Origin of the sequence: Mameliella sp. LZ-28 (assembly GCF_012274245.1) — a bacterium.
Taxonomy (GTDB): Bacteria; Pseudomonadota; Alphaproteobacteria; order Rhodobacterales; family Rhodobacteraceae; genus Antarctobacter; species Antarctobacter albus.
This window is the reverse complement of the sequence record NZ_JAANYX010000038.1, coordinates 35,183-61,478: the sequence shown is the minus strand read 5'-3', so window position 1 is coordinate 61,478 and position 26,296 is coordinate 35,183. Positions and strand designations below refer to the sequence as shown.

General features: G+C 66.2%; 26 protein-coding genes. 12 read left to right on the top strand and 14 right to left on the bottom strand.

Annotated features, from left to right (window positions below; all coding sequences use genetic code 11):
- The first annotated feature begins 35 nt into the window (after positions 1-35).
- Positions 36-725: a helix-turn-helix transcriptional regulator gene (locus tag G9Q80_RS26950; RefSeq protein ID WP_088715913.1), complete on the top strand. Its 690-nt coding sequence runs from the start codon at positions 36-38 to the stop codon at positions 723-725.
- Positions 726-733: 8 nt separating this feature from the next.
- Here G9Q80_RS26950 and G9Q80_RS26945 read toward each other — a convergent pair whose 3' ends face one another.
- The 3 genes from G9Q80_RS26945 to G9Q80_RS26935 all read right to left on the bottom strand — a co-directional run bounded on the left by G9Q80_RS26945 (position 734) and on the right by G9Q80_RS26935 (position 4,968).
- A complete protein-coding gene (locus G9Q80_RS26945; RefSeq protein WP_069211221.1) occupies positions 734-1,678 on the bottom strand; it encodes an inositol monophosphatase family protein in 945 nt (314 codons plus the stop codon).
- Positions 1,679-1,762: 84 nt separating this feature from the next.
- Positions 1,763-4,279 (bottom strand): ABC transporter permease, encoded by a 2,517-nt coding sequence (locus G9Q80_RS26940; protein WP_088715912.1) that lies wholly within the window; start codon positions 4,277-4,279, stop codon positions 1,763-1,765.
- A complete protein-coding gene (locus G9Q80_RS26935) occupies positions 4,276-4,968 on the bottom strand; it encodes an ABC transporter ATP-binding protein (protein WP_088715911.1) in 693 nt (230 codons plus the stop codon). The genes G9Q80_RS26940 and G9Q80_RS26935 overlap by 4 nt, the downstream gene beginning before the upstream one ends.
- Positions 4,969-4,983: 15 nt before the next feature.
- Here G9Q80_RS26935 and G9Q80_RS26930 point away from each other — a divergent pair, with 15 nt between their 5' ends.
- Positions 4,984-5,655 (top strand): arylesterase, encoded by a 672-nt coding sequence (locus G9Q80_RS26930; protein WP_074622474.1) that lies wholly within the window; start codon positions 4,984-4,986, stop codon positions 5,653-5,655.
- Positions 5,656-5,659: 4 nt separating this feature from the next.
- Here G9Q80_RS26930 and G9Q80_RS26925 read toward each other — a convergent pair whose 3' ends face one another.
- The 6 genes from G9Q80_RS26925 to G9Q80_RS26900 all read right to left on the bottom strand — a co-directional run bounded on the left by G9Q80_RS26925 (position 5,660) and on the right by G9Q80_RS26900 (position 9,378).
- Positions 5,660-5,821 carry a hypothetical protein gene (locus tag G9Q80_RS26925; RefSeq protein ID WP_157903857.1) on the bottom strand — a complete coding sequence of 54 codons (162 nt, stop codon included), beginning with the start codon at positions 5,819-5,821 and terminating at the stop codon, positions 5,660-5,662.
- A gap of 122 nt (positions 5,822-5,943) precedes the next feature.
- Positions 5,944-7,110 carry a geranylgeranyl reductase family protein gene (locus G9Q80_RS26920; protein WP_088715909.1) on the bottom strand — a complete coding sequence of 389 codons (1,167 nt, stop codon included), beginning with the start codon at positions 7,108-7,110 and terminating at the stop codon, positions 5,944-5,946.
- Complete coding sequence (locus G9Q80_RS26915; protein WP_172428576.1) at positions 7,107-7,661, bottom strand: L,D-transpeptidase; 555 nt, start codon at positions 7,659-7,661, stop codon at positions 7,107-7,109. The genes G9Q80_RS26920 and G9Q80_RS26915 overlap by 4 nt, the downstream gene beginning before the upstream one ends.
- A 139-nt stretch (positions 7,662-7,800) precedes the next feature.
- A complete protein-coding gene (locus G9Q80_RS26910; protein ID WP_088715908.1) occupies positions 7,801-8,472 on the bottom strand; it encodes a MotE family protein in 672 nt (223 codons plus the stop codon).
- Between the two features lie 34 nt (positions 8,473-8,506).
- The gene (locus tag G9Q80_RS26905; RefSeq protein WP_043143043.1) at positions 8,507-8,854 is read right to left on the bottom strand and encodes a hypothetical protein; all 348 of its coding nucleotides are present in this window, start codon (positions 8,852-8,854) and stop codon (positions 8,507-8,509) included.
- 11 nt (positions 8,855-8,865) lie between these two features.
- Positions 8,866-9,378 carry a flagellar basal body-associated FliL family protein gene (locus G9Q80_RS26900; RefSeq protein WP_043143045.1) on the bottom strand — a complete coding sequence of 171 codons (513 nt, stop codon included), beginning with the start codon at positions 9,376-9,378 and terminating at the stop codon, positions 8,866-8,868.
- 116 nt (positions 9,379-9,494) lie between these two features.
- Here G9Q80_RS26900 and fliF point away from each other — a divergent pair, with 116 nt between their 5' ends.
- Genes fliF through fliP form a run of 4 tightly spaced genes read left to right on the top strand, consistent with a single transcriptional unit; the run spans position 9,495 to position 12,746 of the window.
- A complete protein-coding gene (gene fliF / locus G9Q80_RS26895) occupies positions 9,495-11,117 on the top strand; it encodes a flagellar basal-body MS-ring/collar protein FliF (protein ID WP_088715907.1) in 1,623 nt (540 codons plus the stop codon).
- Complete coding sequence (locus G9Q80_RS26890; RefSeq protein ID WP_088715906.1) at positions 11,114-11,737, top strand: FliH/SctL family protein; 624 nt, start codon at positions 11,114-11,116, stop codon at positions 11,735-11,737. The genes fliF and G9Q80_RS26890 overlap by 4 nt, the downstream gene beginning before the upstream one ends.
- Positions 11,730-12,017: a FliM/FliN family flagellar motor switch protein gene (locus G9Q80_RS26885; protein ID WP_043143049.1), complete on the top strand. Its 288-nt coding sequence runs from the start codon at positions 11,730-11,732 to the stop codon at positions 12,015-12,017. The genes G9Q80_RS26890 and G9Q80_RS26885 overlap by 8 nt, the downstream gene beginning before the upstream one ends.
- A 3-nt stretch (positions 12,018-12,020) precedes the next feature.
- The gene (fliP, locus tag G9Q80_RS26880; RefSeq protein ID WP_088715905.1) at positions 12,021-12,746 is read left to right on the top strand and encodes a flagellar type III secretion system pore protein FliP; all 726 of its coding nucleotides are present in this window, start codon (positions 12,021-12,023) and stop codon (positions 12,744-12,746) included.
- 233 nt (positions 12,747-12,979) lie between these two features.
- Here the strand turns inward: fliP and G9Q80_RS26875 are convergent, their stop codons facing one another.
- From G9Q80_RS26875 to G9Q80_RS26865, 3 genes are read right to left on the bottom strand one after another with little or no spacing between them, the layout of a single operon-like run.
- Complete coding sequence (locus tag G9Q80_RS26875) at positions 12,980-13,933, bottom strand: aldose epimerase family protein (protein WP_088715904.1); 954 nt, start codon at positions 13,931-13,933, stop codon at positions 12,980-12,982.
- A gap of 57 nt (positions 13,934-13,990) precedes the next feature.
- Positions 13,991-14,911, bottom strand: a complete 921-nt coding sequence (gene trhO / locus G9Q80_RS26870; RefSeq protein ID WP_088715903.1) for an oxygen-dependent tRNA uridine(34) hydroxylase TrhO — start codon at positions 14,909-14,911, stop codon at positions 13,991-13,993.
- Between the two features lie 39 nt (positions 14,912-14,950).
- Positions 14,951-16,168, bottom strand: a complete 1,218-nt coding sequence (locus G9Q80_RS26865; RefSeq protein WP_088715902.1) for an Hsp70 family protein — start codon at positions 16,166-16,168, stop codon at positions 14,951-14,953.
- 109 nt (positions 16,169-16,277) lie between these two features.
- Here G9Q80_RS26865 and pncA point away from each other — a divergent pair, with 109 nt between their 5' ends.
- The 3 genes from pncA (at position 16,278) to G9Q80_RS26850 (ending at position 20,094) form a co-directional block, all read left to right on the top strand.
- A complete protein-coding gene (pncA, locus tag G9Q80_RS26860; RefSeq protein WP_168246602.1) occupies positions 16,278-16,871 on the top strand; it encodes a bifunctional nicotinamidase/pyrazinamidase in 594 nt (197 codons plus the stop codon).
- Between the two features lie 48 nt (positions 16,872-16,919).
- Entirely contained in the window at positions 16,920-18,212 is a 1,293-nt protein-coding gene (pncB, locus tag G9Q80_RS26855; protein ID WP_088715900.1) for a nicotinate phosphoribosyltransferase, read from the top strand.
- Positions 18,213-18,303: 91 nt separating this feature from the next.
- Positions 18,304-20,094 (top strand): acyltransferase family protein, encoded by a 1,791-nt coding sequence (locus G9Q80_RS26850; RefSeq protein WP_088715899.1) that lies wholly within the window; start codon positions 18,304-18,306, stop codon positions 20,092-20,094.
- Positions 20,095-20,104: 10 nt separating this feature from the next.
- On the opposite strand, the gene G9Q80_RS26845 is transcribed toward G9Q80_RS26850, so the two are convergent.
- Positions 20,105-21,691 (bottom strand): substrate-binding domain-containing protein, encoded by a 1,587-nt coding sequence (locus G9Q80_RS26845; RefSeq protein WP_088715898.1) that lies wholly within the window; start codon positions 21,689-21,691, stop codon positions 20,105-20,107.
- 120 nt (positions 21,692-21,811) lie between these two features.
- Between G9Q80_RS26845 and hisC the strand changes: the two genes are divergently transcribed.
- The 3 genes from hisC to G9Q80_RS26830 are packed head-to-tail and all read left to right on the top strand — an operon-like array spanning position 21,812 to position 24,461.
- Positions 21,812-22,897: a histidinol-phosphate transaminase gene (gene hisC, locus G9Q80_RS26840; RefSeq protein ID WP_088715897.1), complete on the top strand. Its 1,086-nt coding sequence runs from the start codon at positions 21,812-21,814 to the stop codon at positions 22,895-22,897.
- Positions 22,894-23,814, top strand: a complete 921-nt coding sequence (locus G9Q80_RS26835) for a prephenate/arogenate dehydrogenase family protein (protein ID WP_043143058.1) — start codon at positions 22,894-22,896, stop codon at positions 23,812-23,814. The genes hisC and G9Q80_RS26835 overlap by 4 nt, the downstream gene beginning before the upstream one ends.
- Entirely contained in the window at positions 23,811-24,461 is a 651-nt protein-coding gene (locus tag G9Q80_RS26830) for an extensin-like domain-containing protein (RefSeq protein ID WP_232788246.1), read from the top strand. The genes G9Q80_RS26835 and G9Q80_RS26830 overlap by 4 nt, the downstream gene beginning before the upstream one ends.
- A 124-nt stretch (positions 24,462-24,585) precedes the next feature.
- Here the strand turns inward: G9Q80_RS26830 and G9Q80_RS26825 are convergent, their stop codons facing one another.
- Positions 24,586-26,280: a flotillin family protein gene (locus G9Q80_RS26825; protein WP_088715896.1), complete on the bottom strand. Its 1,695-nt coding sequence runs from the start codon at positions 26,278-26,280 to the stop codon at positions 24,586-24,588.
- Between the last annotated feature and the right edge of the window lie 16 nt (positions 26,281-26,296).

Below are 26,296 nucleotides of genomic sequence, written 5' to 3'. Positions count from 1 at the left end.
GCTTTAGCGCCCACCTGCTGACAGATGCTGTCAGCATGGCCCGGACCGATCGCCTCTTTCGCCTCATGGACGCGCTGCGCCGCCTGCCTGCGCCGGTCACGGCCACGCGGCTGGCCGAGGAAACCGGTGTCTCGCGGCGCCAGCTGTACCGCGACATTGCCACGTTGCGCGCGGGGGGCGCCCTGATCGATGGTGAGGCCGGGGTGGGCTATCGGCTGACCGAGGATCCCGCCCTGCCGCCGCAGAGCTTTTCCCGGCTGGAGATCGAGGCGCTGGTGCTTGCGGTCGGAGAGCTGCGCCAGACAGGTGACTCTGCGCTGGAGGCGGCGGGACAATCCGCCCTTGCACGGATCATCGCCACGCTGGCCGACGGGCAATCGCGGCAGGCCATGCACACGGCCCTGCGCAGCTTTCGCGCGCCGCCAAGGCCGGTGGATTTTACCGTGGACATGGCGATGTTGCGGCAAGCCTGCTGGGAGGAACTGGCGCTGGACGTGCGCTATCGCGACCTCAAGGACCAGGTGACCGAGCGCGAGGTCTGGCCGTTGGGGATCAGCTATTCGGATGGCACCCTGATGGTGTTGGTCTGGTGTTGCCTGCGGCAGGACTGGCGCCTGTTCCATGCCTCGGGGATCGAAAGCGCCGCCCTGAACGGGCGCAGCTTTCGCCCCAGGCGCGTGCCCTTGCTGCGCGACTACGCGGCCCGCTGCAAGGGCAGGGCCTAGGGCGTGCCTCAGGCGTCGCTGTCGACGGCCAATTCACCCGGATAAGCGTTTTTCTCGGGCGCCGGGGCAGGGTCGGGCGCTGGGGCGTCCAACAGAAAGGCAAAGGCGTCGCGCACCTTGTCCCAGGTTGCCTTGTCGCTGGCCGCCAGCAGGTAGCCCGAGCTGGTGTCGCCGGCGTATTCCGATCCGTCCAGCATGGCGACATGGCCGCCCGCCTGCCGCGTCACGACGACGCCCGCGGGCTGGTCCCATGCGGTGAGTTTCGCGAACAGCACGAAGTCGACCTCACCCTGTGCCAGCGTGCGGAATTCATGGCACGCACAGCGCAGCGACCAGACCCGCCCGAATTTCGGCAGGGTTGCGGCGGCTTCGGCGCGCTTGTCCTCGGGGATCAGGAACAGCGGCACGAAGCCGTTGAGCTGGTCCAGTGGCTTGTTCTGGTCATGATCCGTGTTGACGAAACGGCTGTCACGGCGCGGTAGCTGCATCTGGGCGGGATGTTCTGTATCGGCCCAGACGATGTCGTTCAGCACCGGATCGTAGAGCAGGCCAAAGACCGGGCGGCCAAAGCGCAGCACAGAGACCATGACCCCGAACAGCGGCAGGCCCTTGGCAAAGTTCCAGGTGCCGTCCACCGGGTCGATGGTAAAGCAGAGTTCCGCCTCGGGGATCTTTTTCACCAGGTCGGGATTGGACGAGGCCGCCTCTTCGCCGACGATCACGGCAGAGGGAAAGAACCGTTGCAGGCCCCGCGTGATCATTGCCTCGGCGCTGGTGTCGGCCTCTGTCACCAGGTCCTGCGGGCCGGTCTTTTCGCCGATCTGATGGGTGCCAAGCTTGCGGAAACGCGGCATGATCTCGGCCTTGGCGGCGCGGCGGACAAGGTTGAAAAGCTGCGTGCGCTGGGCGGAGGTCAGCGGCGCCGTGACCGGCATCGGCAGGGAATCACTCATGGGACAGATCCGGCGATGGTTTCGGTTGCTCCCGGTGGTGCCAGTCCGGGGCACGGGATGCAACGTGACAGCCTGTCCGGATCGTCATTCCCGTGCGCGCAGCACCCCCGCGGGCCGGGCCGCCAGCGGACGCCAGGCAAAGCCCAGGCCGGCCAGCAGCGTCGCCAGCACCCCGCCGGTGACGATCCCGATGGCCGAGGGCCAGATCACGGCGAAATCGGTTTCCATCACGAAGGTCATGACCGCCCAGGCCCCTGCGATGCCCGCGCCCAGCGCCACGGCACCGGCCGCCCCGCCCAGCAGGGCAGACCGCAGGGCAAAGCTTTGCAGAATGCGGGCGCGGGTGGCGCCGAGGGTCTTGAGCACCGCCGCCTCGTAGGTGCGCGCGCCCTGGCCCGCTGCCGCCGCGCCGATCAGCACCAGGAAACCGGTCAGCAGCGTTGCCGCCGCGCCCCAGCGCACCGCCAGGCCGATCCCGTCCAGCAGTTCGCTGACCCGGTCGATGGCGTCGCGGACGCGGATGGCGGTGATGTTGGGGTATTGCCCTGCGAGATCGCGCAGGATCTGCGCCTCTGCCGCTTCCTCGGCGTAGACGGTCGAGATGAAGGTATGCGGCGCGGCGGAGAGCGCGGCGGGGTTCATCGTCATGACAAAGCCGATCCCGGCGGTCGAGAAATCGACCTCTCGGAACGAGGTGATGGTGGCGGTGATGTCGCGGCCCAGGATGTTGACGGTCAGCGTGTCGCCAAGTTTCAGGCCCATTTCCTCGGCCTCTTCGGCGGCAAAGCTGACCTGCGGCGGGCCGCTGTAGCCCTCTGGCCACCATTCTCCGGCGGTGACGGTGGTGCGTGCGCCCGGTGTTTCGGAATAGGTCACGCCCCTGTCGCCGCGCAGGACCCAGTGTCCGCCCACGACCTCTGTCGCCGGCTGGCCGTTGATCCGGGTGATGATGCCGCGCAGCATGGGCGCGCTGTCGATGCGGCTGACCGCGGGATCGTTTTCCAGCCGCTCGAGGTAGCCGGGCATCTGGTCCTTCTGGATGTCGACAAAGAAATACGAGGGCGCGACCTCTGGCAGGTCGCGCTGGATCGCGCTTTGCAGGTTGCCGTCGATCTGCCCGATGGAGGCCAGCACCGTCAGGCCCAGGCCCAGCGACAGCACGACCGACCCGGCGCTTTCGCGTGGTCCGCCGATGGCACCCAGCGCCCAGCGCCATGCAGGTCTGCCGCGCGTCGCCGGCGTGGCGAGGCGCGCCATCCAGCGGATCGCCCAGGCGGCGCCCAGCAACACCAGCAGCGCCCCGGCGATCCCGCCCGCGATCCAGAGCGTCAGCCCGGGCCGCCCGGCAAAGAGCGTCGCGCTGCCGACCAGCAGGGCAACCAGCACCAGCGTTGCCAGCACGTACCGCCAGGCGGGCAGCAGGCGCGCGCTGTCCAGCGCGTCGCGAAAGAGGGTCGCGGCGCGCACCTCCTCGGCCCGTGCCAGCGGCCAGAGCGTGAACAGCAGCGCAGTCAGCACCCCGTAGAGCGCCGCCTCTCCCAGCGCGCCGGGGTAAAGGGTAAAGACGGTTGGGACGGGCAAGGCGCCCGCGATGAGCGGGGCAAAGAGGATCGGCACCAGCGCGCCCAGGACCAGGCCCAGCGCGATGCCGACAAGGCTGAGCATGCCGATCTGGATGAAATAGGTCTGGAAGATGGTGCTGCGGGTGGCCCCCAAAGTGCGCAGCGTGGCGATCACGCTGGTCTTGCGCGCAAGATAGGCGCGCACCGCCGCCGACACACCGATGCCGCCGACGGCAAGACCGGACAGTCCGACGAGGACGAGGAAACTGCCCAGCCTCTCGACGAAACGGGCGATCCCGGGGGCGCCGTTGCGCGCGTCACGCCAGCTGAGGCCCTTGTCCTCGAACCGCTCCAACGCCCCGGCGCGAGCGGTGTCGAGGTCGGTGCCCGGCGGCAGGAGCATCCGGTATTCAGTCTCGAACAGGGACCCTTCGCTAAGCAGGCCGGAGCCTTTCAGGTCGGCGGTTCGGACGATTGTGCGCGGGCCAAGGCCGAACCCGTCCCCGGCGTCGTCCGGTTCGACGGCGATGGTGGCGCGCAGGGTGAACTCTCGTGTGCCCAGCCGGAACGTGTCGCCGGGTTGCAGCGCCAGGCGGTCAGCGAGGATCGGGGCCATGACGGCACCGTGATCCGCCAGCGCCTCGGCCAGCGGCATCGGCGGCTCCAGCACCATCTCGCCCAGCAGGGGATAGGCGGCGTCCACGGATTTCACCTGTGTCAGACCGCGTTCCGTGGTGCCGTCGCGCGTCACCGTGGCCATCGAGCGGAAATCCGTCACCTCCGAAACCGCGGTCGCGGTCTCCTGCATCCAGGTGCGTTCGTCCTCGGTGGCAAAGCGGTAGGTGAACTCGGCCAGGGCATCGCCGCCCAGCAGGACGGCGCCCTGGTCCTCCAGCCCGGTCTGGATCGCCGAGCGCACGGAGCCGACGCCGGCAATGGCGGCCACGCCCAGGGCTAGACAGGCCAGGAAGATGCGGAATCCGCGCAGGCCCCCGCGCAGCTCGCGCCGGGCAAAGCGCGCCGAAGTCGCAAGGCTCATTCCGCGGCCCTCAACTCGGTCGAGGCGACGCGGCCGTCGTCCAGGTGCACCACGCGGTCGCAGCGCGCGGCGAGGTCCGGCGCATGGGTGACCAGCACCAGCGTCGCGCCGTGTTCCCGTGACAGGCCGAAGAGCAGGTCGACGATGGCCGCGCCGTTGGCCCCGTCGAGGTTGCCGGTGGGCTCATCGGCCAGCAGGATGTCCGGTTCCGGTGCCAGCGCGCGGGCCAGCGCGACGCGTTGCTGCTCGCCGCCCGACATCTGGGCAGGGTAATGATCGGCACGCGCGGCCAGCCCGACCTTGTCCAGCATCTCCCGCGCGCGGTCGAACGCCCGCCGGTCGCCTGCCAGCTCCAGCGGCGTGGCGACGTTTTCCAGCGCGGTCATGGTCGGGATCAGGTGGAAGGACTGGAACACCACACCCATGTGGTCGCGGCGAAACCGGGCCAGGGCATCCTCGCTCATCGTGGTCAGGTCGTGGCCCAGCGCGTGCACCTGCCCGGTGCTGGCCCGTTCCAGCCCGCCCATGATCATCAACAACGAGGATTTGCCCGACCCGGACGGCCCGACAAGGCCCAGGGTTTCGCCCCGCGTCACGTCCAGCGAGAGTCCATGCAGGATTTCCACAAGTCCGGCATTGCCCCTGAGGCTGAGGGTGACATCTTGGAGCGAGAGAACGGCATTGGACACGGGGGGCCTCGGAACATGTTGCACTGGGTCAGATATGGGCTGTTGGGCTTGCGCAACAAGGCATTGGCGGTGGTCTTGCTGTTGCTGGCGACCGGCGCGGCGGCGGAGCGTGTGCATATCCTGGCACTGGGCGACAGCCTGACCCAGGGTTACGGGCTGATCGAACAGGAAGGGTTCGTGCCACAGTTGCGGGCCTGGCTGGCCGAACGTGGACATGAGGTGCGGATCGTCAATGCCGGGGTGTCGGGGGATACCACGGCGGGCGGGCTGGCGCGGGTGGAGTGGTCACTCACGCCCGAGATCCAGGCGATGATTGTGGCGCTGGGCGGCAATGACCTGTTGCGTGGCATCGACCCGGCGGCGGCGCGCGCCAATATCGAGGGCATCCTGAAGGTCGCCGAGGCGCGCGGGTTGGAGGTTTTGTTGATCGGGATGTCGGCGCCGGGGAACTACGGTCCCGACTACAAGGCACAGTTCGACGCGATCTATCCCGAGCTGGCCGAGGCCTATGACGCGCTGTACCTGGAGAGTTTCTTTGCAGGTCTGATGCAGGACGGCGAGATGCCGGCTGACCTTGGCCGTTACATGCAGCCCGACGGCATCCATCCCAATGGCGCAGGCGTGGCGCGGATTGTCGAGGCGGTCGGGCCGAAGGTCGAGGCGCTGATTGCACGGGTTGACCGCTGAGCGGTCAGGCGTCGACCTCTGTGCAGTCGTGGTCCAGAGCGTGCAGGGACGTCAGGATCAGGGCCATGCCCACCAGCAGACTGACGCTGAGATAAAGGCCGAAGGCGGCGAGCACCGACATGTCGAACCCGAGCCATCCGACCACCGCGCAGACCAGTCCGATCATGCAACCTATAAGGAAAGAGAAAATAGCCACTACACCCTCCATCTGTTTGGACGGTACGTGGTCAGACCCTAACAAAGCCTTAAGACCCGACTCGTGGCGCGGGGGATATTCGTTAAGATTCTTCATGTGCCGCTGACGGCCCGCCATGCAAAGCCCGGAAGTCTCGCGGCCATTTTCTGCATCAGGGGGCCATAATCCGTCTCTCCGGCCATCATGCGCAGGTATTCGCCGCGCAGGGTGCGAGAGCTGCGGAAACTGCGGATGAAGGCGGGGCGAAGGGTTTCCCGGAACATCAGGTTCCGCAACAGTCGGGCATGGCGCAAGCCGCGATGGATCGGGCGCAAATCGTTTGTATAGGCGGCCAGGGCCTTGTCCGGCGCGGCGTCTTCAAGAGCACGGCAGGCGGCGCGGGCCGCAAGCGCGCCGCTGTCCAGGGCATGGGCAATGCCCTCGCCGGTGATCGGGTCCACAAGGCCCGCCGCATCGCCCGCCAGCAGGATGCGCCCCTTGCCGGGGACGGCCCGGAAATCGCCGAAGGGCAGGAACTGTCCCTTGACCGGCAATGTGTCCGGCAGGCCCAGCTGGTCGAGGTAGCGCGCGAGCCCGGCTTTCATGTTGGCGTTTCGGGACATCACGCCGCCGAGGCCCACGGTGGTGCCCCGCGGTTTCGGGAACTGCCAGCCATAGCCCCAGTCCGCGGCGCCGAAATCGATGCGCAGCGGGCGGTCGGGGTCGGTGCCGGGATGCTCGACCTCCAAGGCAAATCCGATCCGGGCCCGGTCGAAGGCGGCGCCAAAGAGTGTCCGCGCTGTCGGGCTGTTGACACCGTCGGCGGCGATCATCAGCGGTGCCTCGATCCGGCCGCCGGGCAGGTCCAGTGCCGGGCCATCGGGGTCCAACCTGCCGCTCTGCCCTGTGAAATCCACCGCACCTGCCGCAAGTGCCTGTTCGACCAGCGCCGCGTCCAGCTCATAGCGCATACCCAGGTGCAGGGGGGGAGCATCGCGGCTGTCTCCGAGCGGTTGACCGTAGGCATGAAAGGTGAACATGTCGCGCCGTTCCAGCGGAACGGGTGGCAGTGTTCCGCCGAAGGTCTGGCGATAGCGCGAAATGGCGCGGCCGGTCAGGCCACCGCCGCACAGCTTGTTACGGGGAAATCGCGCCTTGTCGACCAACGCAACGCGCAGCCCGGCCTGAATCGCGCTCATCGCGGCGGCGGACCCGGCGGGTCCGGCCCCAAGAACGATCAGATCGAAGCGCCCGGATGCCTGCGCGCGCCCCCCCGTCACAGAACGGTGACTTTGGCGCCGGGCTGTACGCGTTCGTAGAGGTCGATCACGTGGTCATTGATCATCCGGACACAGCCGTTCGACACCGACCGACCGATCGACCGCGGGGCCGTCGTGCCGTGGATCGCGTTGAAGGTATAGCGCCCGTTCCGATACAGGTACAACGCCCGCGCGCCCAGCGGGTTGCCGGGACCACCGGGCTGGACATAGTCGTTGTCGATGAACTTTTCGTAGGCGTTCGGGTTGCGCTTGATCATCGCGTCGGTCGGACGCCAGGTTGGCCACTTCTTCTTGCCGCCGACATCGTAGGTGCCCGAAATCGCCTGCCCGGCGGTGCCAAGCCCGACGCCATAGCGGCGCGCCTGCCCCGGGGCCTCGACCAGGTAGAGGAAATGCGCCTTGGACAGGATGAGGATCTGGCCCGGGCTCAGGTCCGGCTTGATCGAGACGACCTGCGGCTTGAATTTCGTGTCCACCGAATAGGCGAGCGCGGGCATGGGGAATGCCGCGGCGGTGGCCGAGGCGGCAAGGAAGGTACGGCGGTTCAACATGGCAGCCTCTGCGATTTTATCCCGAGTGCGGCAATTTATGTGGCCCAAGACGGTCTGAAAAGCAATCCCGTGACAGCCACACGGGCGTCACGTTGCCGTGCAACTGCGCCCCACGTGGCACACCAAGCGGTGAGAGGGGTCACTCCTTGGGAACATCCGCGTTGCGCCCGGCCAAGATCACGCTGACCAGATAAGCGGATTGCGGGGTCATCCCGGCCATGATCGCGGCGGCGGCATCCGGGCGCATCCGGCCAAGGAAACCAGCGGCAAACTGGGGGTCCATCTCTTCGAACAGGGCGGCGGCCTGCTTGGGTTTCATGTTGGCGTAGACGTCGGTCAGCTTGTCGACATCGTCCGAGGCGGCGGTCCGTGCAAGGGCGAGGGTCTGCTTCAGGCTGGCCTCGGCCTCGGCCAGTGCCTGCATCTTGCGCTCGATTTCCTCTTCGGCGACGGCCAGCGCCTGCATGCGCACGTCGATGGCCGATTCGCGCTTGCGCAGGCGGGCCTCGCGGGCGTCGAGCGCCTCCAGCAGGGGTTTGATGTCGGCCTCTGCCACCACGCGCGGCGCGGGTTGGCCGGCAGCCGGTCGGGCCTTGGCCGCATCCGCCGCGAGGGCCGCCTCGAGCTGGGGTTTCGGGGCGGTGTCGCCTTCGCGGGCAATCGCCTCGCTGGCGCCCACGGCCAGCCGCAACAGGCCGGATGTCACCAGCAGGGCGCAGATCGCCGCGAGGGCGCCGCGCGGCTTGCGCTTGGGCGCCTTGCGCGCGGATTTTGCGGCGCCGGTGCGCGCGGAAACCTTGGCTTTGGCCATGTTCAACCCTCGTGTTGCGTGGCGATGCGGACGCTCAGTTGCGCGAGTGGCGCAGGAAAACCGGATCTTTCGCGTCCTGCTGTGGCGGCGCGCTGTTCTGCGGCAGGTCGTGCATCGAGGCCACCAGCAGTTCCAGCCTGCGGGCCACGTCTTCGGCCCTGTCGGTCAGCTCGCCCAGCGACTTGTTCGATTCGCCTGCGCTTTTCTGGGCGCTGCCCAGGGTCCTGGTCAGGTCGTCGACCTGCGCCGACAGCACCGCGACGGCGCCACCGACACCGTTTTCCAGGTCGGTAAAGCGCGACAGTCGCCGCGCCAGGATAAAACAGTAGAAACCGGCGCCAAGGGCGCCCGCCACCAGCAGGATATCTGCAATCGCTTCCATTCCCATCTCCCTCAATTCAGGACAAATTCAAGCACGAGGAGGTCGCGCACACGGCCTTCGCCGGCCACCAGCTTGATTCGGCGCAGCATCTGGCCACGCAGCCGCACCAGGGCGCCCTGCGCCTCGATGTCCTGCGCTTCGAGCGCGCGCAGGTAACTGTTGAGCACGTCCTGGATGCGCGGCAGGATCTTCTCGACCTCGCTCTTGTATTCCGACGGCACCTCAAGGCTGGCGCGAAAGCGCAGGTGGGTCGCCTGGGCGTTCGGCCCCAGCGAGATCAGCACCGGTGGCACCTCGACGAATGTGACGTCGGGCAGGGCCTTTGTCGCCACATGCGGTTCGCCGTGATCCGCCGGGGCGTGGCTGTCCGCCGCCTTGCCACCACCAAGGCCAAAGAGCCCCGACTGCACCGCGTAGAACCCGCCGCCGCCGCCAACAAGCGCCAGCACCAGGCCAATGATCAGCGGCAGCTTTGACGGCTTCTTGCCGGCAATCTCGTCTTCATCAACGGTGGCGTCAGACATTCTTTACCTCTTCGTCGGCGATGGGCTCGTTGTAACGAAAAGGGGCTAACTGATTGTTAAGGCGAATAGGCGAACCTCGGCACAACCGAACAGAATGTTTGGAGCGGAGGTCGGTCTTGAATCAGGTACTGTCGAGCTGGAATGCCCTTGCCGGGCGTCAACGCATGATCGTCATTGGCGCCACGGTGGTGGTGATGCTGGCGGTTCTCGGTCTGACGCGTCTGGCGTCGGCCCCCAACATGGCACTGCTCTATGCGGGGTTGGAAAACGATGCCGCCGGTGACGTGGTCAAGGCGCTGGAGGCCCGCGGAGTTCAGTATGACGTGCGTGCCGGAGCGATTTTCGTCCCCGAGGCAGAGCGCGACGCGCTGCGGCTCACCCTTGCCAGCGAGGGTCTGCCAGCCAACAGCGGCCAGGGGTACGAACTGCTCGACGGTCTGTCCGGTTTCGGCACCACCAGCCAGATGTTCGACGCCGCCTACTGGCGCGCGAAGGAAGGCGAGCTGGCGCGCACGATCGTCTCAAATCCCCAGATCGCAAGCGCCCGCGTCCATATCGCGAACTCCAGCGCGAACCCCTTTCAGCGCGATGTCACGCCCACGGCCTCGATTTCCGTCACCACCACCGGCGCGGTTCTGAACGCGGCGCAGGCACGGGCGCTGAAATTCCTTGTCGCCTCGGCCGTTCCCGGGCTTATCCCCGAGAATGTCGCCGTGATCGACGGCAAGGGCGGGTTGATCGGGGCCGAGGAAAAGACCGGCGGCGGCGTGACCGCGGATGACCGGGCCGCCCTGCTGCGCGATCGCGTCCAGCGCCTGATGGAGGCCCGGGTCGGGTCCGGCAACGCGGTGGTCGAGGTCAGCGTCGACACGGTGACGGAGCTGGAACTGATCCGTCAGCACAGCTTCGATCCCGACGGGCGCGTCATCGTCTCGACCGACACCGAGGAGCGCACCGACAAGTCGGAAAACCTGGGCGGGGGTGGCGATGTCACCGTGGCGTCGAATCTGCCCGATGGCGGCGCGGGTGGCGGTCCGGACCAGTCCTCTACCGCCAAGTCCGAAACGCGAGAGCGAATCAACTACGAGATTTCCGAGACCACGCGCGAGATCACCCGCCAACCCGGCGCGATCAAGCGGCTGACCGTCGCTGTCCTGGTCAACGGCAGCTTTGAACCGGCCGCCGACGGCTCCCAGACATTTGTTCCCCTGCCTGACACCGAGTTGGAGGCGCTGCGCGACCTCGTGGCTTCGGCCGTGGGTTTCGACGAGACGCGCGGCGACCAGATCACCCTGCGGTCGATGCCGTTCGAACGTCCCGACGGCCTTGGCACCGGCCCGCTGGAACCGGGCCTGTTCTCGGGGTCTCTCGACATGATGCGGCTCATCCAGATGGGGGTTCTTGCCGTGGTGGCGCTGATCCTCGGGCTCTTTGTCCTGCGCCCGATCCTGTCGCGCGGTGGCGAGACGGTCACGGCCAGCGCCGGTGCGCTGCCCGCGCCGGGCCTGCCGGCCGAAGGTGAGGCGCTGGAAGGCGAGATCGAACCCGACGGCGGTTTCGACAACCTGCCCGTACTGGCGGACGGCCCGGATTTCGGTGGCATGGGCATGGTCGATTTCGATGCCCCGGCAGAAGAGGATCCCGTCGAACGCCTGCGCAACCTGATCGAGGCACGCAAGACCGAAACCGTCGAGATCCTGCGCAGCTGGCTTGAGGAAGACAAGGAAGACGCGACATGAGCGCGCTTGCGGAGTTGCTCGAGGACTTTGGCGCCAAGGCAAAGGCGGCGGGTCTCGCCACGCAGCCGGAACCCTCCGAACCGCGGATCACCGAGGCCGAGATCGAGGGGCAGAAACTCGAGGCCTTCGAGAAAGGGTATCGCGCGGGCTGGGACGATGCGGTCAAGGCCCAGTCCGACGACCGCACGCGGATTTCCAGTGCCTTCGGTCAGCATCTCCAGGACCTGAGTTTCACCTATCACGAGGCCTATACCCAGGTGATGAACGCGGTGACGCCGCTGCTGGACGAGATGGTCCGCTCGCTCTTGCCGGAAATGGCCCGGCAAACACTGGGTCATCACATCGTCCAGCAACTCCAGGCCATGAGCCTCGAGATCGGACGGATGGACGTCGTGATCGCGGTACACCCCGATCGGGTCGAGGCGGTCGAGCCGCTGCTCGAACAGGACTTCGGATTTCCCATCCGCCTGACCCCGGACGATTCGCTGGCCGAGGAACAGGCCGACATCCGTTTTGGCGCAACCGAACGCCAGATCGACCTGAGCGACCTTGCCGCTTCGCTGGCCGAGGCCGTCGCGGGTTTTGCACATGACAACCAGAGGAAGATGAAACATGGATAGCGCGCAGACCGCCGCCCGAAGCGATCAGGGCACGCCCTTTACCTCGGTCCCGATCGAGATCACGGTTTCCGTGGGCCGCGCCCGCCCGCTGGTGCGTGAACTGCTGCAACTGAACGAGGGTTCCGTGCTGACGCTGGACAAGCAGCTCGACGATCCGGTCGAGCTCTATGTCGGGGAAAAGCTGATCGCCATCGGTGTGCTTGAGGTTGTCGATGGCGATGGGTCCGGCCAGTTGGCGGTCCGCATCACCGAGGTGGTCGACCTGCAGTCGCCGGCCTGAGCGATGCGTATCCTTCTGCCGGTGCTGGCGCTTTGCCTGCTGTTGCCGGGCATGGCCGGCGCTCAGTCCATTGCCATCGACATGGGCGATGGCGGGTCGGTCACGGCGACCTCGATCCAGTTGATCGCGCTGATCACCCTGCTGAGCCTGGCGCCGGGCCTTGCCATCATGGTGACCTGCTTTCCCTTCATGGTGACGGTGTTGGCGATCCTGCGCCAGGCCGTGGGCCTGCAACAGTCGCCGCCCAACATGCTGATCGTCAGCCTGGCACTGTTCCTGACCTACTTCGTGATGGAGCCGGTCTTCAACGAGGCCTGGGAAACGGGCGTCCAGCCCTTGCTGGAGGAACAGATCGAGGTTGAGGAAGCCGCGGTTCTGGCAATCGAACCCTTTCGCGATTTCATGGCAGGCCGCGTTGATCCGGACACCTATCGCGCAATGGCCGACCTGCGTCCGGATGCGGTCGAGACCACCCTGTCGCCGCACGCGCCGCTATCGGTGCTGGTGCCCAGTTTCATGCTGTCCGAGGTGGCGCGGGCCTTTCAGGTGGGGTTCCTGATCTTCCTGCCGTTCCTGATCATCGACCTTGTCGTTGCCGCCGTGCTGATGTCGATGGGGATGATGATGGTGCCGCCGGCGATCGTGTCTTTGCCGTTCAAGCTGGCCTTCTTCGTCCTGGCGGACGGTTGGGCGCTGCTCGCCGGGAGCCTCGTGCGTGGATATTTTTAGCCAGCATTAAGGTTAACGCGGTTAAGGTTAATGCGATTTGGGGCAGTGAAACAGTGGCGTGTTCACGGCTGGCGGGACGAGGGCCGGTCGAAGGGAAGGTGCAGGCGTTGGCGGCCGGACTCGGTTGGCCGCAAGCCGAGCCCGGCCGCCATTCCATCCTGTCCAAGCCGCAGGTCTAGTGGACAAAAGGGCGACCGGGGGTTCCGTCGGGCAGTTGATCCTGTGTCCGGGCGTCAGCCTCGGGCGATCTCGATCCGTGTCACTTGTCGATAAGGCTTGTCCGGTGACACCAGGATCGACCCGAATCCCGGCGTGTTGAGCGCATTCGGAAACGCCTGAGCCTCCAGGCAGATGCCGGCGAAATTCCCATGTTCCACCCCCGGCCAGGGCGAGGCATGGGGTTTGAGGAAGCCGCAGGTGTAGACTTGCAGCCCCGGTTGATCCGTCCAGAGCCGCAGGCTCATCCCGTCCGGAGACGTCAGTTCCGCGGCTGGTCCGTCCGTTCCGTCCAGGGCAAAGTTCAGGTCATAGCCCTCGCCGTCCGGATCGGCCTCGTCGATCCGCCTTGACTGTCGGTAGTCAAAACGCGTGCCATCGACGGCCGGTTGCTCTCCGGTGGGGATCAGGTCGGGGCCGGTCGGGGTATAGGCCGAGGCCGCAAGTCGCAGGGCATGGTCGCGCACCGTCCCCGACCCCATCAGGTTGAAATAGAGATGCTGGGCCAGGTTCACCGGGGTCACCCGGTCGGGCTTGGCCGTCATGTCCCAGGTCAGGGCCGCGCCCTCCAGCGACAGGCGGACCTCGAAATCGACGGCCCCGGGATAGCCCTGGTCAAGGTGCGGCGAATGCAGGCTCAGGCGCACCGCGCGCGGTCCTTCCGGCTCCATTTTCCAGTTCCGCTTGCCCAGGCCCATCGGCCCGCCGTGCAGGTGGTGCGGACCGTTGCCCAGGTCCAGCTGCCAGGTTTCGTCGTCGAGGGCAAAGCGGCCCTCTGCCGTGCGGTTCGCGACCCGGCCCACAACCAGCCCCATTGACCCCGGATTTTCGCGGTAAGCCTCGGGATCGTCATAGCCCAGCACGACGCGGCGCCCGGCCACCTGCCAATCCTGCACCGCGCAGCCCAGCGAAAGCACCGTGACCTGCGTGTCGCCATCGCTAAGCACATGGCTGGAAATCGGATCTGTCATCTTTGTCCTCCCCGTCGCGGGGAGGCTATCAGGCGGTCGGGGGAGTTCCCAGCCCGGTCAATCCTCGTCGGTGATGTCCGCGTGCAGGTGCCGTTCACCGCGCGCCGTTGCCAGGGCGATCTGTTTCTGCCGTTCGCGAAAGCGGGCCTTGTCCTCGTCCGAGGTTTCGTCGATGCAGAGGTGGCAGGACACGCCATGTTCGTATTCCGGGCGCGCGCGGTCCGTGGGCAAGATCGGGCGGCGGCAGGCGTGGCACAGGTCATGCGGGCCTTCGCGCAGCCCGTGTTCGACCGAGACCCGACCGTCGAAGACGAAACAGGCGCCTTGCCATGTGCTGTCCTCTTCGGGGATTTCCTCGAGGTATTTCAGGATGCCGCCCTTGAGGTGATAGACGTCCTCGATGCCCTGGCTCAGCAGGTAGTTCGTGGACTTTTCGCAGCGGATGCCGCCGGTACAGAACATGGCGATCCGCTTGTTGTGAAAGCGGTCCTTGTTGGCCTCCCACCAGGCGGGAAAGTCGCGAAAGCTGTCGGTCCGCGGGTCCACGGCGCCCTCGAAGGTGCCGATGGCGACCTCGTAGTCATTGCGCGTGTCGATCACGGCCACATCCGGCGACCGGATCAGTTCGTTCCACTCGGCGGGGTCGATGTAATGGCCGACGCGGGCGCGCGGATCGACGTCGGGCTGGCCCATGGTGACGATCTCTTTCTTCAGCCGCACCTTCATGCGGGCAAAGGGGCGCTCGGTGGCGGTGGAAAGTTTCCACTCCAGGTCGGCGCAGCCGGGCAGGGCGCGGATATGCGTCAGCACCGCCTCGATCCCGGCGGCGGGCCCGGCCACGGTGCCGTTGATTCCCTCGTGGGCCAGCAGCAGCGTGCCGGTGATCTTCTGACTACGGCAGAGGTCCATCAACGGATCGCGCAGCGCGGCAGGATCTTCGAAGCGGGTGAAGTGATAAAGGGCGCAGACGGTGAACATGGGATGTCGATACGCAGGCAGAGAAGGGTCGTCCAGCGGCTATTCTGCCGCAATGGCCAGCCCGTGCACAACAGCGGTAAAGACCTCGCTGTCGACGGGTTTTGCGTTCGGCAGGGCGCGCGACATGGCGTTGCGGACGGCGCCCAGAAGGCTGGAGCCACCGACATAGACCACCTGGTCGACCTTGTCCGGTGCGCAATCCGCCATGCGCAACGTGTCCAGCGCACACATGGCGATCTCATCGCCGTAGCCCGCCAGGGCCGCGGTCAGTGCCTCGGCCTTCAGCGATACGGAAAGCCCGCGTTCGACCACGCCCAATGCGATTTCGCCCGCCTCCGCGCCATTGGCTGCAATCTTTCCCGCCTCGACCGCATAGGCGATGTCATGGCCCAGGTGGGATTCCAGAACATCGGCCAGCCTTTCGAAACAGCGCGGTTCCGGGGCCAGGCGGATCCATTTCTGCACCTCGCGCAAGAGCCCGGCGTCATAGACGAAGGGGATCTTTTCCCAGCTTGCAAGATCATGGAACAGTGCGCGCGGTGCAGTATGCGTCTTGGCGCCCAGCTCGGCACCGATCTGCGCCCCGTAACCCAGAAGGGGCATGACATGGCCAAGGCTCAGCGCCTTGTCGAAATCCGTCCCGCCCAGCCGGATGCCGCCGCTGGCCAGAACACGGGTCTGTCCGTCGTCGCGCTCGCAAAGCGTGAAATCCGATGTCCCGCCACCGATGTCGACGATCAGCATCCGGCCCGCGCCGTCCACCGCCCGTGCGGCGGCCTCGGGCTCGGGCAGGAAATCGACCGAGGTGAACCCGGCCAGGTGATAGGCCTCTGTCAGGTCGGCCAGGGCCTGCGCGTCGCGTTCGGCCGAGGCCGAGTGGAAATGCACCGGGCGCCCGGAGAGGGCCGTGTCGAAGGTCATGCCGGTATGCGCCTCGGCCCGACTACGGATTTCGGACAGGAAGCGGGCGATGACTTCGATCAGGGTCAGGCGTTCGTTCAGCAAGCGGCGCGGTTCCCGCGCCAGCGGCGTGCCCAGGATGCTTTTCAGCGCGCGCATGAACCGGCCCTCTGCCCCGTCCATCATGGCGCGGGCGGCGCGGCTGCCGTAGAGGTATTGGCGCTCGGCGAAATCGACAAAGATCGCCGTAGGCAGCGTCTGTTCGCCCGGTTCCAGCGGGATCGCGTAAGGGCGCCCGCCCGCCATGACGGCGGCGCCCGTGTTGGACGTGCCGAAATCCACGCCAAGCCGTGCCATGTCAGAATCTCCTGTCCGGAAGGGCGCCACGCCTAGCAGTGCCGGCGCGGCATGGCAATTCCCGAACGCGCTGCCTATGCTGCCCCAAGACGCAAACGGGAGATGGCCCATGCACGCCCTGATCGTGATCGACGTTCAGAACGATTTCTGCCCCGGCGGGGCATTGGCGGTAGAGCGCGGGGACGAGATCGTGCAGCCGATCAACGCGCTGATGGCGGAGTTCGACGCCGTGGTGCTGACGCAGGACTGGCACCCGGCGGGGCATTCCTCCTTTGCCTCGACGCATGCGGGAAAGGCGCCCTTCGACATGGTCGAAATGCCCTACGGTCCGCAGGTCCTCTGGCCCGATCACTGCATCCAGGGGTCGCCCGGTGCCAATTTCCACACCGAGCTGGAGGTGGACCGCGCCGAGCTGGTCATCCGCAAGGGCTTTCGCTCGGCGATCGACAGCTACTCGGCCTTTTTCGAGAACGACCACACGACCCCCACGGGGCTGGAAGGGTACCTGCGCACGCGGGGCATCGACAGGCTGACAATGGTCGGTCTGGCGACGGATTTCTGCGTGAACTTCTCGGCCGTGGACGCCGCGAAACTGGGGTTTGCCGTGACCGTGCGGCAGGATCTGTGCCGGGCGATCGACCTTGACGGCTCGCTGCAGGCGGCGCTGGACGGGATGAAAGAGGCGGGTGTCACGCTTGCGTGAGGCCGCCGGTTCCGCTTTACCTGACCGCTGACGCGACGGAGGACGGGCATGGTCGATATTGCTACCCGGGTCTGGAACCACAAGTGGAAGATCGATCCGATCGTCCGCTCCCTGATCGACACGGATTTCTACAAGCTGCTGATGTGCCAGTCGGTGTTCCGCAACAAGCGCGACACCGAAGTGACATTCTCGCTCATCAACCGGTCGACGCATGTGCCGCTGGCCGAACTGATCGACGAAGGCGAGTTGCGTGAACAGCTGGACCATATCCGCTCGCTCAGCCTTACCCGCGGCGAAAGCACCTGGATGCGCGGCAATACCTTCTACGGCAAGCGCCAGATGTTCACGCCAGAATTCATGGACTGGTTCGAGAACCTGCGCCTGCCGCCCTACCACCTGGAACGGGTGGGCGATCAGTACGAGCTGACATTCGAAGGCAAGTGGCCCGAGGTCATGCTGTGGGAAATCCCGGCGCTGGCGGTCCTGATGGAATTGCGCGGGCGCGCGGTGCTGCATGATATGGGGCGGTTCGAATTGCAGGTGCTTTATGCGCGGGCGATGACCAAGCTCTGGCAGAAGGTCGAACACCTGCGGCAGGTGCCGGATCTGCGGATCGCCGATTTCGGCACCCGGCGCCGGCATTCCTTCCTCTGGCAGGACTGGTGCGTGCAGGCCATGCTGGAAGGGCTGGGCCCCAGTTTCGTGGGGACGTCGAACTGCCTGATTGCCAAGAACCGCGACCTCGAGGCCATCGGCACCAATGCGCATGAGCTGCCGATGGTCTATGCCGCCCTGGCCGGGGATGATGCCGAATTGGCGCGGGCGCCCTATGACGTGCTGGCCGACTGGCACGAGGAACACGAGGGCAACCTGCGCATCATCCTGCCCGATACCTACGGCACCGAGGGGTTCCTGAAGCGCGCGCCGGACTGGCTGGCGGGCTGGACGGGCATCCGCATCGACAGCGGTGATCCGGCGGCGGGGGCAGAGGCCGCCATCGACTGGTGGAAAAGCCGGGGCGAGGATCCGCGCAGCAAGCTGATCATCTTCTCGGACGGCCTGGACGAGACCAAGATCCTGGAACTTTTCCAGCAATTTACGGGGCGTGTCCGCGTCTCTTTCGGCTGGGGGACGCTTTTGACAAATGATTTCCGGGGACTTGTCGAGGACGACCGCCTGTCGCCCTTCAGCCTAGTCTGCAAGGCGGTCAGCGCCGAGGGCAAGCCGACGGTGAAACTGTCGGACAACCCCAACAAGGCAATGGGCCCGGCGGATGAAATCGCGCGTTACAAGCGTGTCTTTGGCGTCGGCGAACAGGAGGCGATGGAGGTCGTCGTCTGACATCCGCGGCCATGACGGCCGCGGGAGGGATTGAGAGCAGTTACTTTCTGGCCGGCCAGGGACCGGCCCCGTTCCACAGGGGTTTGCCTCGATGAAATACCGCCCGGAGGTCGACGGCTTGCGCGCCGTCGCCGTGTTGCCGGTGATCCTCTACCACGCCGGGTCCGAGGTCTTTTCGGGGGGCTTCGTCGGCGTCGACGTGTTCTTTGTCATCAGCGGCTATCTCATCACCGGTCTATTGCTGGAGGACATGGACGGGGGACGATTCTCGCTCTGGCGGTTCTACGAACGCCGGGCGCGGCGCATCCTGCCGGCGCTGATCGCGGTGATCCTGCCCTGCCTCGTGCTGGGCTGGTTCGTCATGCTGCCCGACCCCTACGAGAACCTGGGACAAAGCGTTGTCGCGACCCTGGTCTTTGGCAACAACCTGCTGGTCTACCTGACCAGCGGATATTGGGGCCCGGTCGGAGAATTCCGGCCCTTGCTGCACACCTGGAGCCTGGGGGTCGAAGAGCAGTTCTACGTCGTGGCGCCCTTGGCGCTGTTCGCGGTGTGGCGGGTCGCGCGGGGCTATCTGCTGCAGACGGTACTGCTGCTCTGGGGCATCAGCCTTGCCCGCAACCTGTCGCTGACCTGGACGGACTGGGACTATGCGTTCCTGATGATCGACACCCGGGCCTGGCAATTGCTGACCGGCGCGGCGGTGCTGCTGGCAGAGCGGCGCGGCTGGTTGGCTGGCAATGGCTGGCTGGCCTGCGCCGGGTTGATGGCCATCGGCGTTTCGGTTTTCGGGTTCAGCGTCGACGTCCCCTATCCGGGCTATGCCGCGCTGTTGCCGACCCTCGGCGCGGCGGCGGTGATCGGGTTCTCGGGCGCCGGTTCTCCGGTTGGGCGGCTGCTGTCTCTGGCGCCCCTGGTCAGGATCGGCCTCATTTCCTACAGTCTGTACCTCTGGCACCAGCCGGTCTTTGCCTTCACGCGTATCCTCAGCCACACGGAACCGCCGCTGATGCTGCTGGTCGCGCTGCTCGGTCCTGTCTTTGTGCTGGCCTGGCTGTCCTGGCGCTTTGTCGAGACACCGTTCCGCGACCGCTCGCGTGTGCCGGTGCCCATTCTGTGGCGGACGCTTGGCGGTGCATCGGTTCTGCTGTTGGGGGTGGGCTTTGCCACCTACCAGTTCAAGGGCTTTCCCGCCCGCATGGTCGACCTCGCGCGATTTGAACCGGCCGATGTCTACCGGGCCTACAACACGCGCATCTTCGGCTACCGGGCGCATGAGTTCGAAGACAACAACCGCCCCGACGTCCTGGTGATCGGCAACAGCCAGGCGCGGGATTTCATCAATATCTTGATCGAGGGCGGCTATGGCGACAGCGCCGACATCGTCTATCGCGACGACTATTTCCTCTGCGACCCCGACCGGCAGTCCGCCGAAACCGCGGATCTGTTGAGGCGCGCAGACGGAGTGATCTTTGTCACCTACTGGCTGACAGAAGCATGTTGGGACAGGGTCGCGGCGTCCGGCCTTCCAGAGCGGCCCGGCATCCTGTTCGTCGGGCCGAAGGTCTTTGGATACAACCTGAACGTCTTTGGACGTGTCCCGCCACAGGACCGACCGCAAGCGCGGGTCCAGGTCCTGCCCGAAACCGTGGATTGGAACGACTGGCTGCGCACGAAGATCCCCGAACCAATCTACCTGGACATCCTCCGCAGCTTTTCGAAGGACGGAAAGACACTGCCGGTCTTCGACGCGAACGGGACGTTCCTGTCAGGCGACCGCACCCATGTGACCCGCGCGGGCGCGGTTTTCATGGCGGGGCCCTTGCTGGACACGCCGCAATGGCGGCGGTTCCGCGATGCGGTGGGCTGGCTCCCGGACTAGGCGGTGCCCGTCACAACCCCCCGGCCTGCCGCAAGGCGCGCGGCAGGTCGCCCTCGACCCGGAACAAACGCCCCGAGGAGATGTTGGAGAGTTCGGCAAGCTGCCCCGCGTCCGCATCCCCGAAGGCGACAACCTGGATCGGAACATCCTTGGTAAAGGCAGTCTGATCCCGGTAGGCGAGCAACGAAATGCGGCTTTCCGTGTCGGACGGTCCGGCGGCGAGGACCACGATCCTGGGCTGGTAGTCGGTAATCGCACCGTCCACGGCATAGGGGCTGATGGCCTCGAAAGCCTCGTAGACGGCGTAATACATGTCCAGACCACCCGTGGCTTGCAGGTCGCTGAACTGTCGCAGGGCGGACTGGACCGCTGCCGCGTCGTCGCCCTCGATCACCATCGGATCAAGGATGTTGTTGTTGTAGGGAATGACGATGCTCACGTCCTGCGGGCTTGGCTGCAGCAGCCCGGTCATCGCGTCTTTCAGGTCGGTGATGGGTTGTCCGTTCATGGCGCTGGAGACATCCAGCACCCAGACTGTCAGAGAGGGTTTGCGCAACTCCGTGTCATAGAGCGCCAGCGCTTCGGAGATCACGGAGGCCTCAGGCCGGGGCATTGGGACGATGGCACGTGCGGGGTCGATGCCCCAGCCCGGGTTCCAGATGGATGTGTCCAGGTCGTCCGCTGACGCGGTCAGCGGTTCGGCGACCGACCCGGCCCGCCAGCCCAGTCCCGACAGGATGATCCGCGAGTCCTTGGTCCCGAGAAAGGCCTGTAGCTCGAGGAACTTGGCTTCCTTGTCTTCGTCGCCATCGGTCAGCATGCCCAGCGGGGCCTCCAGCACGGGCTGCGCCCCGGGCAGGTAGAGCACTTGCAGCGGCTCGATCCCCTTGGCCGCCAGTTGCCGGTTGGCAGCGATGACCTGCGCCTCGCTTGCAAACAGCGCGTCGAAGGCGTCGTCATTCGCCACAAGCGTCTCTGTCAGCGGGCCCGAACCGCCGGAGGTTCGGCTCATCCGGTCCAGCAGGGCGCGCATCTCGTCGCGCAGGGCCTCGTCTGCCAGGTGCTCTTCCGTCAGCACGTCCCCGGTGCCCGAGAGTGTGTGCCACATGCCCAGGTAGGTCGCGACGCCTGCGCCGGATTGCGTGGCCGAAGGCATGGCAAGGCGGAACTTGCCCTCACCGGCGGCCTCCCCGATCTCCTGCAGGGTCACGTCGGCTCGCCCGGTCCATCCCAGGGTCGTTGCCGTCGAGTTTCGCAGGGCCAGGACGACGGGGGAATGATGGACGGGCGCGGCATAGCGGATGCCACTGCTGTCGCCAAGCGTCAGCCACAGCGAATCCGCAGGCCAGACGGCGTCGTATTCGCCAACCGCCCCTTCGGACAGGTTGCGCGCGATCTCGGCGGAACCGCGATAGGTAAAGCTCAGCTCGGCATTGTTGTCGTCGGCCCAGTCCACCAGGGCGGGCTCAAGGGCGCGGTGCGTCGGATCGGCCAGGACATGCAGCGCGATACGCGGGGCGAAGGCGCCGAAATAGATCAGCAAGAGAACGACCAACAGCGCGTTCAGGGCGAGGAATATGGCAAACAGCGTCCGCATGAATTGGATCCGTGAAAACTTCTGACCGCATCGTATCCTGCGGGGCGTGGAATGGAACCCGTTTGTGCCTTTTCTAAGCAGGGGCACGGCGCTATGCACGGGGGGCTTTTGGAGGTGAGAATGACAGCGATCAAGCCGCAGCCCGGGATCATGGACATCGCGCTTTACGTGGGGGGCAAATCCCACGTCGAGGGTGTGACCAACGTGGTCAAGCTGAGCTCGAACGAGAATCCGTTCGGGCCGAGCCCTGCCGCGCAGGAGGCCGTCAAACGGTCCGTTCACGAGTTGCATCGCTATCCGTCCACCGACCATCGCGGCCTGCGCGAGGCGATCGGAGAGATGCACGGTGTCGACCCGGACCGGGTGATCTGCGGCGTGGGTAGCGACGAGATCATCACCTTTCTCTGCCAGGCCTATTCGGGGCCGGGCACAGAGGTTGTCTATACCGAACACGGCTTTGCCATGTACCGCATCAGCGCGCTGGCCGCCGGGGCGACCCCGGTCGAGGTCAAGGAGCGTGAGCGGGTCACGGATGTGGACGCGATCCTTGCCGGCTGTACCGACAAGACGCGGCTGGTCTTCATCGCCAACCCCAACAACCCGACCGGCACGATGATCGGCCTGGCCGAGATCGAGCGCCTGGCCGAAGGACTGCCCGAGCAATGCCTCCTGGTGCTGGACGGCGCCTACGCGGAATATGTCGAAGGCTATGACGGCGGCGCCAAGCTGGTCGAGCACCGCGACAACGTGGTGATGACCCGGACGTTTTCGAAACTCTACGGGCTGGGCGGGCTGCGCGTCGGCTGGGGCTATGGTCCGAAAGACGTCATCGACGTGCTGAACCGCGTCCGCGGACCGTTCAACCTGTCAGGCACCGCGCTGGCGGCCGCCGAGGCGGCTGTGCGTGACACCGCCTATGTCGAGAAGTGCCGGTCCGAGAACACCCGCCTGCGGACCTGGCTGGCAGAGGCCCTGGCCGAACATGGCGTGCCCAGCGACACCTCGACGGCGAACTTCGTTCTGGCACGATTTGCCGACCAGGCCGAGGCCGAGGCCTGTGACCTGTACCTGCAGAGCCAGGGACTGATCGTGCGGCGGGTGGGCGGCTACAACCTGCCCAACTGCCTGCGCATCACCGTGGGCGACGAACCGTCGTGCCGGCGGGTCGCGCATAACATCGGTTTGTTCAAGGCAGGTGCGCGATGACGGTGATCTACGAACGCGTGGCGCTGATCGGCCTGGGGCTGATCGCCTCGTCCATGTTCTGGGCGATGAAACGCGGCGGCGTGGCAGGTCACGTGACCGGCTACGCCCGTTCGGATGAGACGCGAGAGACCGCGCGGCGCATCGGATTGTGCGACGAGGTCTGCGACAGCCTGGTCGACGCGGTTCGGGATGCCGATCTTGTCGTGCTGGCAACGCCGGTGGGCGTCATGGGCCGGGTGGCCGAGGAGATCGCCCCGCATCTGAAACCGGGCGCCACGGTGATCGACGTCGGCTCGGTCAAAAGGACGGTGATCGAAGAGGTCGGCCCGCATATCCCCGAGGGTGTGCATTTCGTGCCATGTCACCCTATGGCCGGGACCGAACATTCCGGGCCCGAGGCCGGGTTTTCCACGCTCTTCGACAACCGCTGGTGCCTGATCGTTCCGGTCGAGGGGTCCGACCCTGCCGAAGTGGAGCGGATGCAGGCCTATTGGCAGGCGCTGGGGTCGAATACCGAGGTGATGGACGCAGAACACCACGACCTTGTCTGTGCCGTGGTCAGCCATATCCCGCACCTGATCGCCTATACGATGGTGGGCGTGGCCGACGACCTGCGCCGCGTGTCGGACCAGGAGGTCATCAAGTTCTCGGCCGCCGGGTTCCGCGATTTCACCCGGATTGCCGCCAGCGATCCGACCATGTGGCGCGACGTCTTCCTGACCAACAAGGATGCCACGATCGAGATCCTGGGCCGCTTTACCGAGGAATTGATGGCCCTGCAGCGGGCCATCCGCACCGGCGACGGTGAGCAGCTTCACGCCTATTTCACCCATACGCGGGCCATCCGCCGTGGCATTCTGGAGGCCGGTCAGGATACTGATAAACCGGACTTTGGCCGCGTGAAGGTGGAACGGTGAAACGACTGACCCTCGGGCTTTGCTGTCTTGTCATCCTTGGATCCTGCGGTGTGCGCGAACGCGTCGGCAATGGGCTGGACGGTGTGCGCGGCGCCCTTGGCAATGCCTTCGCCAGCAGCGACGGGCGCGGGCTGTGTGGCGATCCCTCTCTGCAGGGCGAGATCGTGGGCAGGGTTCCGGGCAAGCTGAACGGCTGCGGCATCCAGGACGCGGTGCGTTTGCGCACGGTGGGCAACGTCCGGCTGAGCCAGGCGGCGCTGATCGACTGCCCGACGGCGCGGGCGCTGGAGGTCTGGGTGCGTGAAACCGCCAAGCCGGCTGTCGGACGGCGCGGCGGCGGGCTTTCGGGTCTGAAGGTCGCGGCGCATTATTCCTGCCGGACCCGGAACAACCAGCCCGGTGCACCGATTTCCGAACACGGTCGCGGCAAGGCGATCGACATCTCGGCGGTGCTGCTCAAGGACGGGTCCGCGATCACGGTCGAGGATGGCTGGCGCAAGCGGCGGGACGGCAGGGCGCTGCGCCGGATGCACAAGGACGCCTGCGGAGTCTTCGGCACGGTCCTTGGGCCGGGATCGGACGGCTACCACGAGGACCACTTCCACTTTGACACCCGGCGGCATGGCAACGGCGCCTACTGCCGCTGAGGTTCTTCCGGATCGGAATAGGATGGGTCGATGACCCATCCTTGGGCCTGACCAGAGACGCCCGAAATCAAGTACACGGGGGTACGGCGGCAACGTCCCGCCGGGGGACGCTGCCAAGGGACGTCTAGTGCCGGGGTTCTTCCGGCGCTTCAGGGGCGGCATCGTCCCGGACGGGTTCGGCGGCCTCCGGGGCGATCGGCGTAACTGCCTTGGAGCCCATCAGCCCGTCGATGGTGCCGTCCATCGTCATGCCCAGTTCCTCGCCCAGCTTTTTGAGCGCCGGCATCTGCACGGCCATGCCCATGATCGAATCGAGCGCCTGGTTCACCGGGGCCTTGCCCTCGGATGACCCGGTACCGCCGTTGCCCCCGGCACCGTTCAGGCCGGAAACCTGGTGAATGCGGATCGAGTCGATCTTTTCGGCGGGCTTGACGGCCTCGGCCAGCATGCGCGGCAGGGCCTCGATCCGGGCCAGGTCGACGCGCATGGCAACCAGCGCATCCGACAGGGCGTTTTCGGCGTCGTTCAGGGCGCGCGTACCTTCGGCCTGGGCCAGCATGTCCAGCTTGCGGGCTTCGGCGGTGGTGGTGATCGCGTCGGCCTCGGCCTGGGCCTCTTCGCGGCGGGCGGCGGCGCGGTCGGCGGCGGCATCCTTTTCCGCCTGGGCGGACAGGCGGATGGCGGTGGCTTCGCGCTCTGCCTCGCGGGCGGCCTCGATCAGGGCAATCTGCTTGATCCGCTCGGCCTCGGCCACTTCCTTGGCGGTGGTCACCGCCTCCATCGCCTTGGTTGCCTCGGCGCGGGCAAGGTCGGCGCTGGCGCGGGCGCGGCTTTCTTCCTCGGATTTCTGCGCGATGATGATCTGGCGTTCCTGTTCGGCGACCTCCAGTTCGCGCTCCTTGGTGATCTCGGCCTCACGGATCTTGCGTTCGCGCGCGATTTCCGATGTGCGGACGGCTTCCTCACGGGCGATGCGCGACCGTTCGGTCTCGCGCTTCGAATCCTCGGCACGGGCGGCGATCTCGGCTTCCTGGGCGGCCTTCATCGTTTCGATGCGCTGCATCTGTTCGATGCGGGCCTGTTCCTCGTCCTGCTCGATCGACAGCTTGTGGCGCGCGGCCTCCATCTCGGCCCGGCGGACGGCAACGTCGGCCTCGGCCTCGATGTTGGCGCGTTCCTTGCGCGAGGTCGAAATCACCTCGGCCAGGCGGCGCATCCCGACGGCGTTGAAGGCGTTGTTCTCATCCAGCGCCTCGAAGGGAGTCTGGTCCAGCGCGGTCAGGGACACGGACTCGAGCGACAGGCCGTTCTTGGTCAGGTCCTCGGAGACGGTATTCTGCACTTCCTGCACGAAATCGGCGCGGTTCTCATGCAGGCTGTCCATCGTCATCTGGGCGGCCACGGCGCGCAGGCCGTCGATCAGCTTGCCCTCAATCATCTCGCGCAGTTGTTCGATGTCGAAGGTACGGTCGCCCAGTGTCTGGGCGGCGCGGGCGATGCCCTCTTCGGTGGGCGAGACGGAGACGTAGAATTCCACACCCACGTCGACGCGCATCCGGTCCTGGGTGATCAGCGCGGCCTCGCCGTCGCGTTTCACCTCAAGGCGCAAGGTTTTCATGTTGACGGGAAAGACCTCGTGCAGCAGCGGGACGACAAGCGTGCCGCCGTCCATCACCACCTTCTTGCCTCCGGCACCGGTGCGGACCAGGCTGACTTCGCGGGTGGCGCGGCGGTAGAGGCGGGCCAGCACCAGCATGATGAGCACGAGAAGGGCCAGAAAGCCCACGACGATAATGGCAATGAGTAGCAAGGTGTCCATTTTTGTCCCCTAAAGG

Excerpts from the sequence above, each read along its gene's own strand:
- G9Q80_RS26950 (WP_088715913.1), top strand. The coding sequence starts at position 36 with ATGGCCCGGACCGATCGCCTCTTTCGCCTCATGGACGCGCTGCGCCGC.
- G9Q80_RS26945 (WP_069211221.1), bottom strand. The coding sequence starts at position 1,678 with ATGAGTGATTCCCTGCCGATGCCGGTCACGGCGCCGCTGACCTCCGCC.
- G9Q80_RS26940 (WP_088715912.1), bottom strand. The coding sequence starts at position 4,279 with ATGAGCCTTGCGACTTCGGCGCGCTTTGCCCGGCGCGAGCTGCGCGGG.
- G9Q80_RS26930 (WP_074622474.1), top strand. The coding sequence starts at position 4,984 with ATGTTGCACTGGGTCAGATATGGGCTGTTGGGCTTGCGCAACAAGGCA.
- G9Q80_RS26925 (WP_157903857.1), bottom strand. The coding sequence starts at position 5,821 with ATGATCGGACTGGTCTGCGCGGTGGTCGGATGGCTCGGGTTCGACATG.
- G9Q80_RS26915 (WP_172428576.1), bottom strand. The coding sequence starts at position 7,661 with ATGTTGAACCGCCGTACCTTCCTTGCCGCCTCGGCCACCGCCGCGGCA.
- G9Q80_RS26910 (WP_088715908.1), bottom strand. The coding sequence starts at position 8,472 with ATGGCCAAAGCCAAGGTTTCCGCGCGCACCGGCGCCGCAAAATCCGCG.
- G9Q80_RS26905 (WP_043143043.1), bottom strand. The coding sequence starts at position 8,854 with ATGGAAGCGATTGCAGATATCCTGCTGGTGGCGGGCGCCCTTGGCGCC.
- G9Q80_RS26900 (WP_043143045.1), bottom strand. The coding sequence starts at position 9,378 with ATGTCTGACGCCACCGTTGATGAAGACGAGATTGCCGGCAAGAAGCCG.
- G9Q80_RS26890 (WP_088715906.1), top strand. The coding sequence starts at position 11,114 with ATGAGCGCGCTTGCGGAGTTGCTCGAGGACTTTGGCGCCAAGGCAAAG.
- G9Q80_RS26885 (WP_043143049.1), top strand. The coding sequence starts at position 11,730 with ATGGATAGCGCGCAGACCGCCGCCCGAAGCGATCAGGGCACGCCCTTT.
- fliP (WP_088715905.1), top strand. The coding sequence starts at position 12,021 with ATGCGTATCCTTCTGCCGGTGCTGGCGCTTTGCCTGCTGTTGCCGGGC.
- G9Q80_RS26875 (WP_088715904.1), bottom strand. The coding sequence starts at position 13,933 with ATGACAGATCCGATTTCCAGCCATGTGCTTAGCGATGGCGACACGCAG.
- trhO (WP_088715903.1), bottom strand. The coding sequence starts at position 14,911 with ATGTTCACCGTCTGCGCCCTTTATCACTTCACCCGCTTCGAAGATCCT.
- G9Q80_RS26865 (WP_088715902.1), bottom strand. The coding sequence starts at position 16,168 with ATGGCACGGCTTGGCGTGGATTTCGGCACGTCCAACACGGGCGCCGCC.
- pncA (WP_168246602.1), top strand. The coding sequence starts at position 16,278 with ATGCACGCCCTGATCGTGATCGACGTTCAGAACGATTTCTGCCCCGGC.
- pncB (WP_088715900.1), top strand. The coding sequence starts at position 16,920 with ATGGTCGATATTGCTACCCGGGTCTGGAACCACAAGTGGAAGATCGAT.
- G9Q80_RS26850 (WP_088715899.1), top strand. The coding sequence starts at position 18,304 with ATGAAATACCGCCCGGAGGTCGACGGCTTGCGCGCCGTCGCCGTGTTG.
- G9Q80_RS26845 (WP_088715898.1), bottom strand. The coding sequence starts at position 21,691 with ATGCGGACGCTGTTTGCCATATTCCTCGCCCTGAACGCGCTGTTGGTC.
- hisC (WP_088715897.1), top strand. The coding sequence starts at position 21,812 with ATGACAGCGATCAAGCCGCAGCCCGGGATCATGGACATCGCGCTTTAC.
- G9Q80_RS26835 (WP_043143058.1), top strand. The coding sequence starts at position 22,894 with ATGACGGTGATCTACGAACGCGTGGCGCTGATCGGCCTGGGGCTGATC.
- G9Q80_RS26825 (WP_088715896.1), bottom strand. The coding sequence starts at position 26,280 with ATGGACACCTTGCTACTCATTGCCATTATCGTCGTGGGCTTTCTGGCC.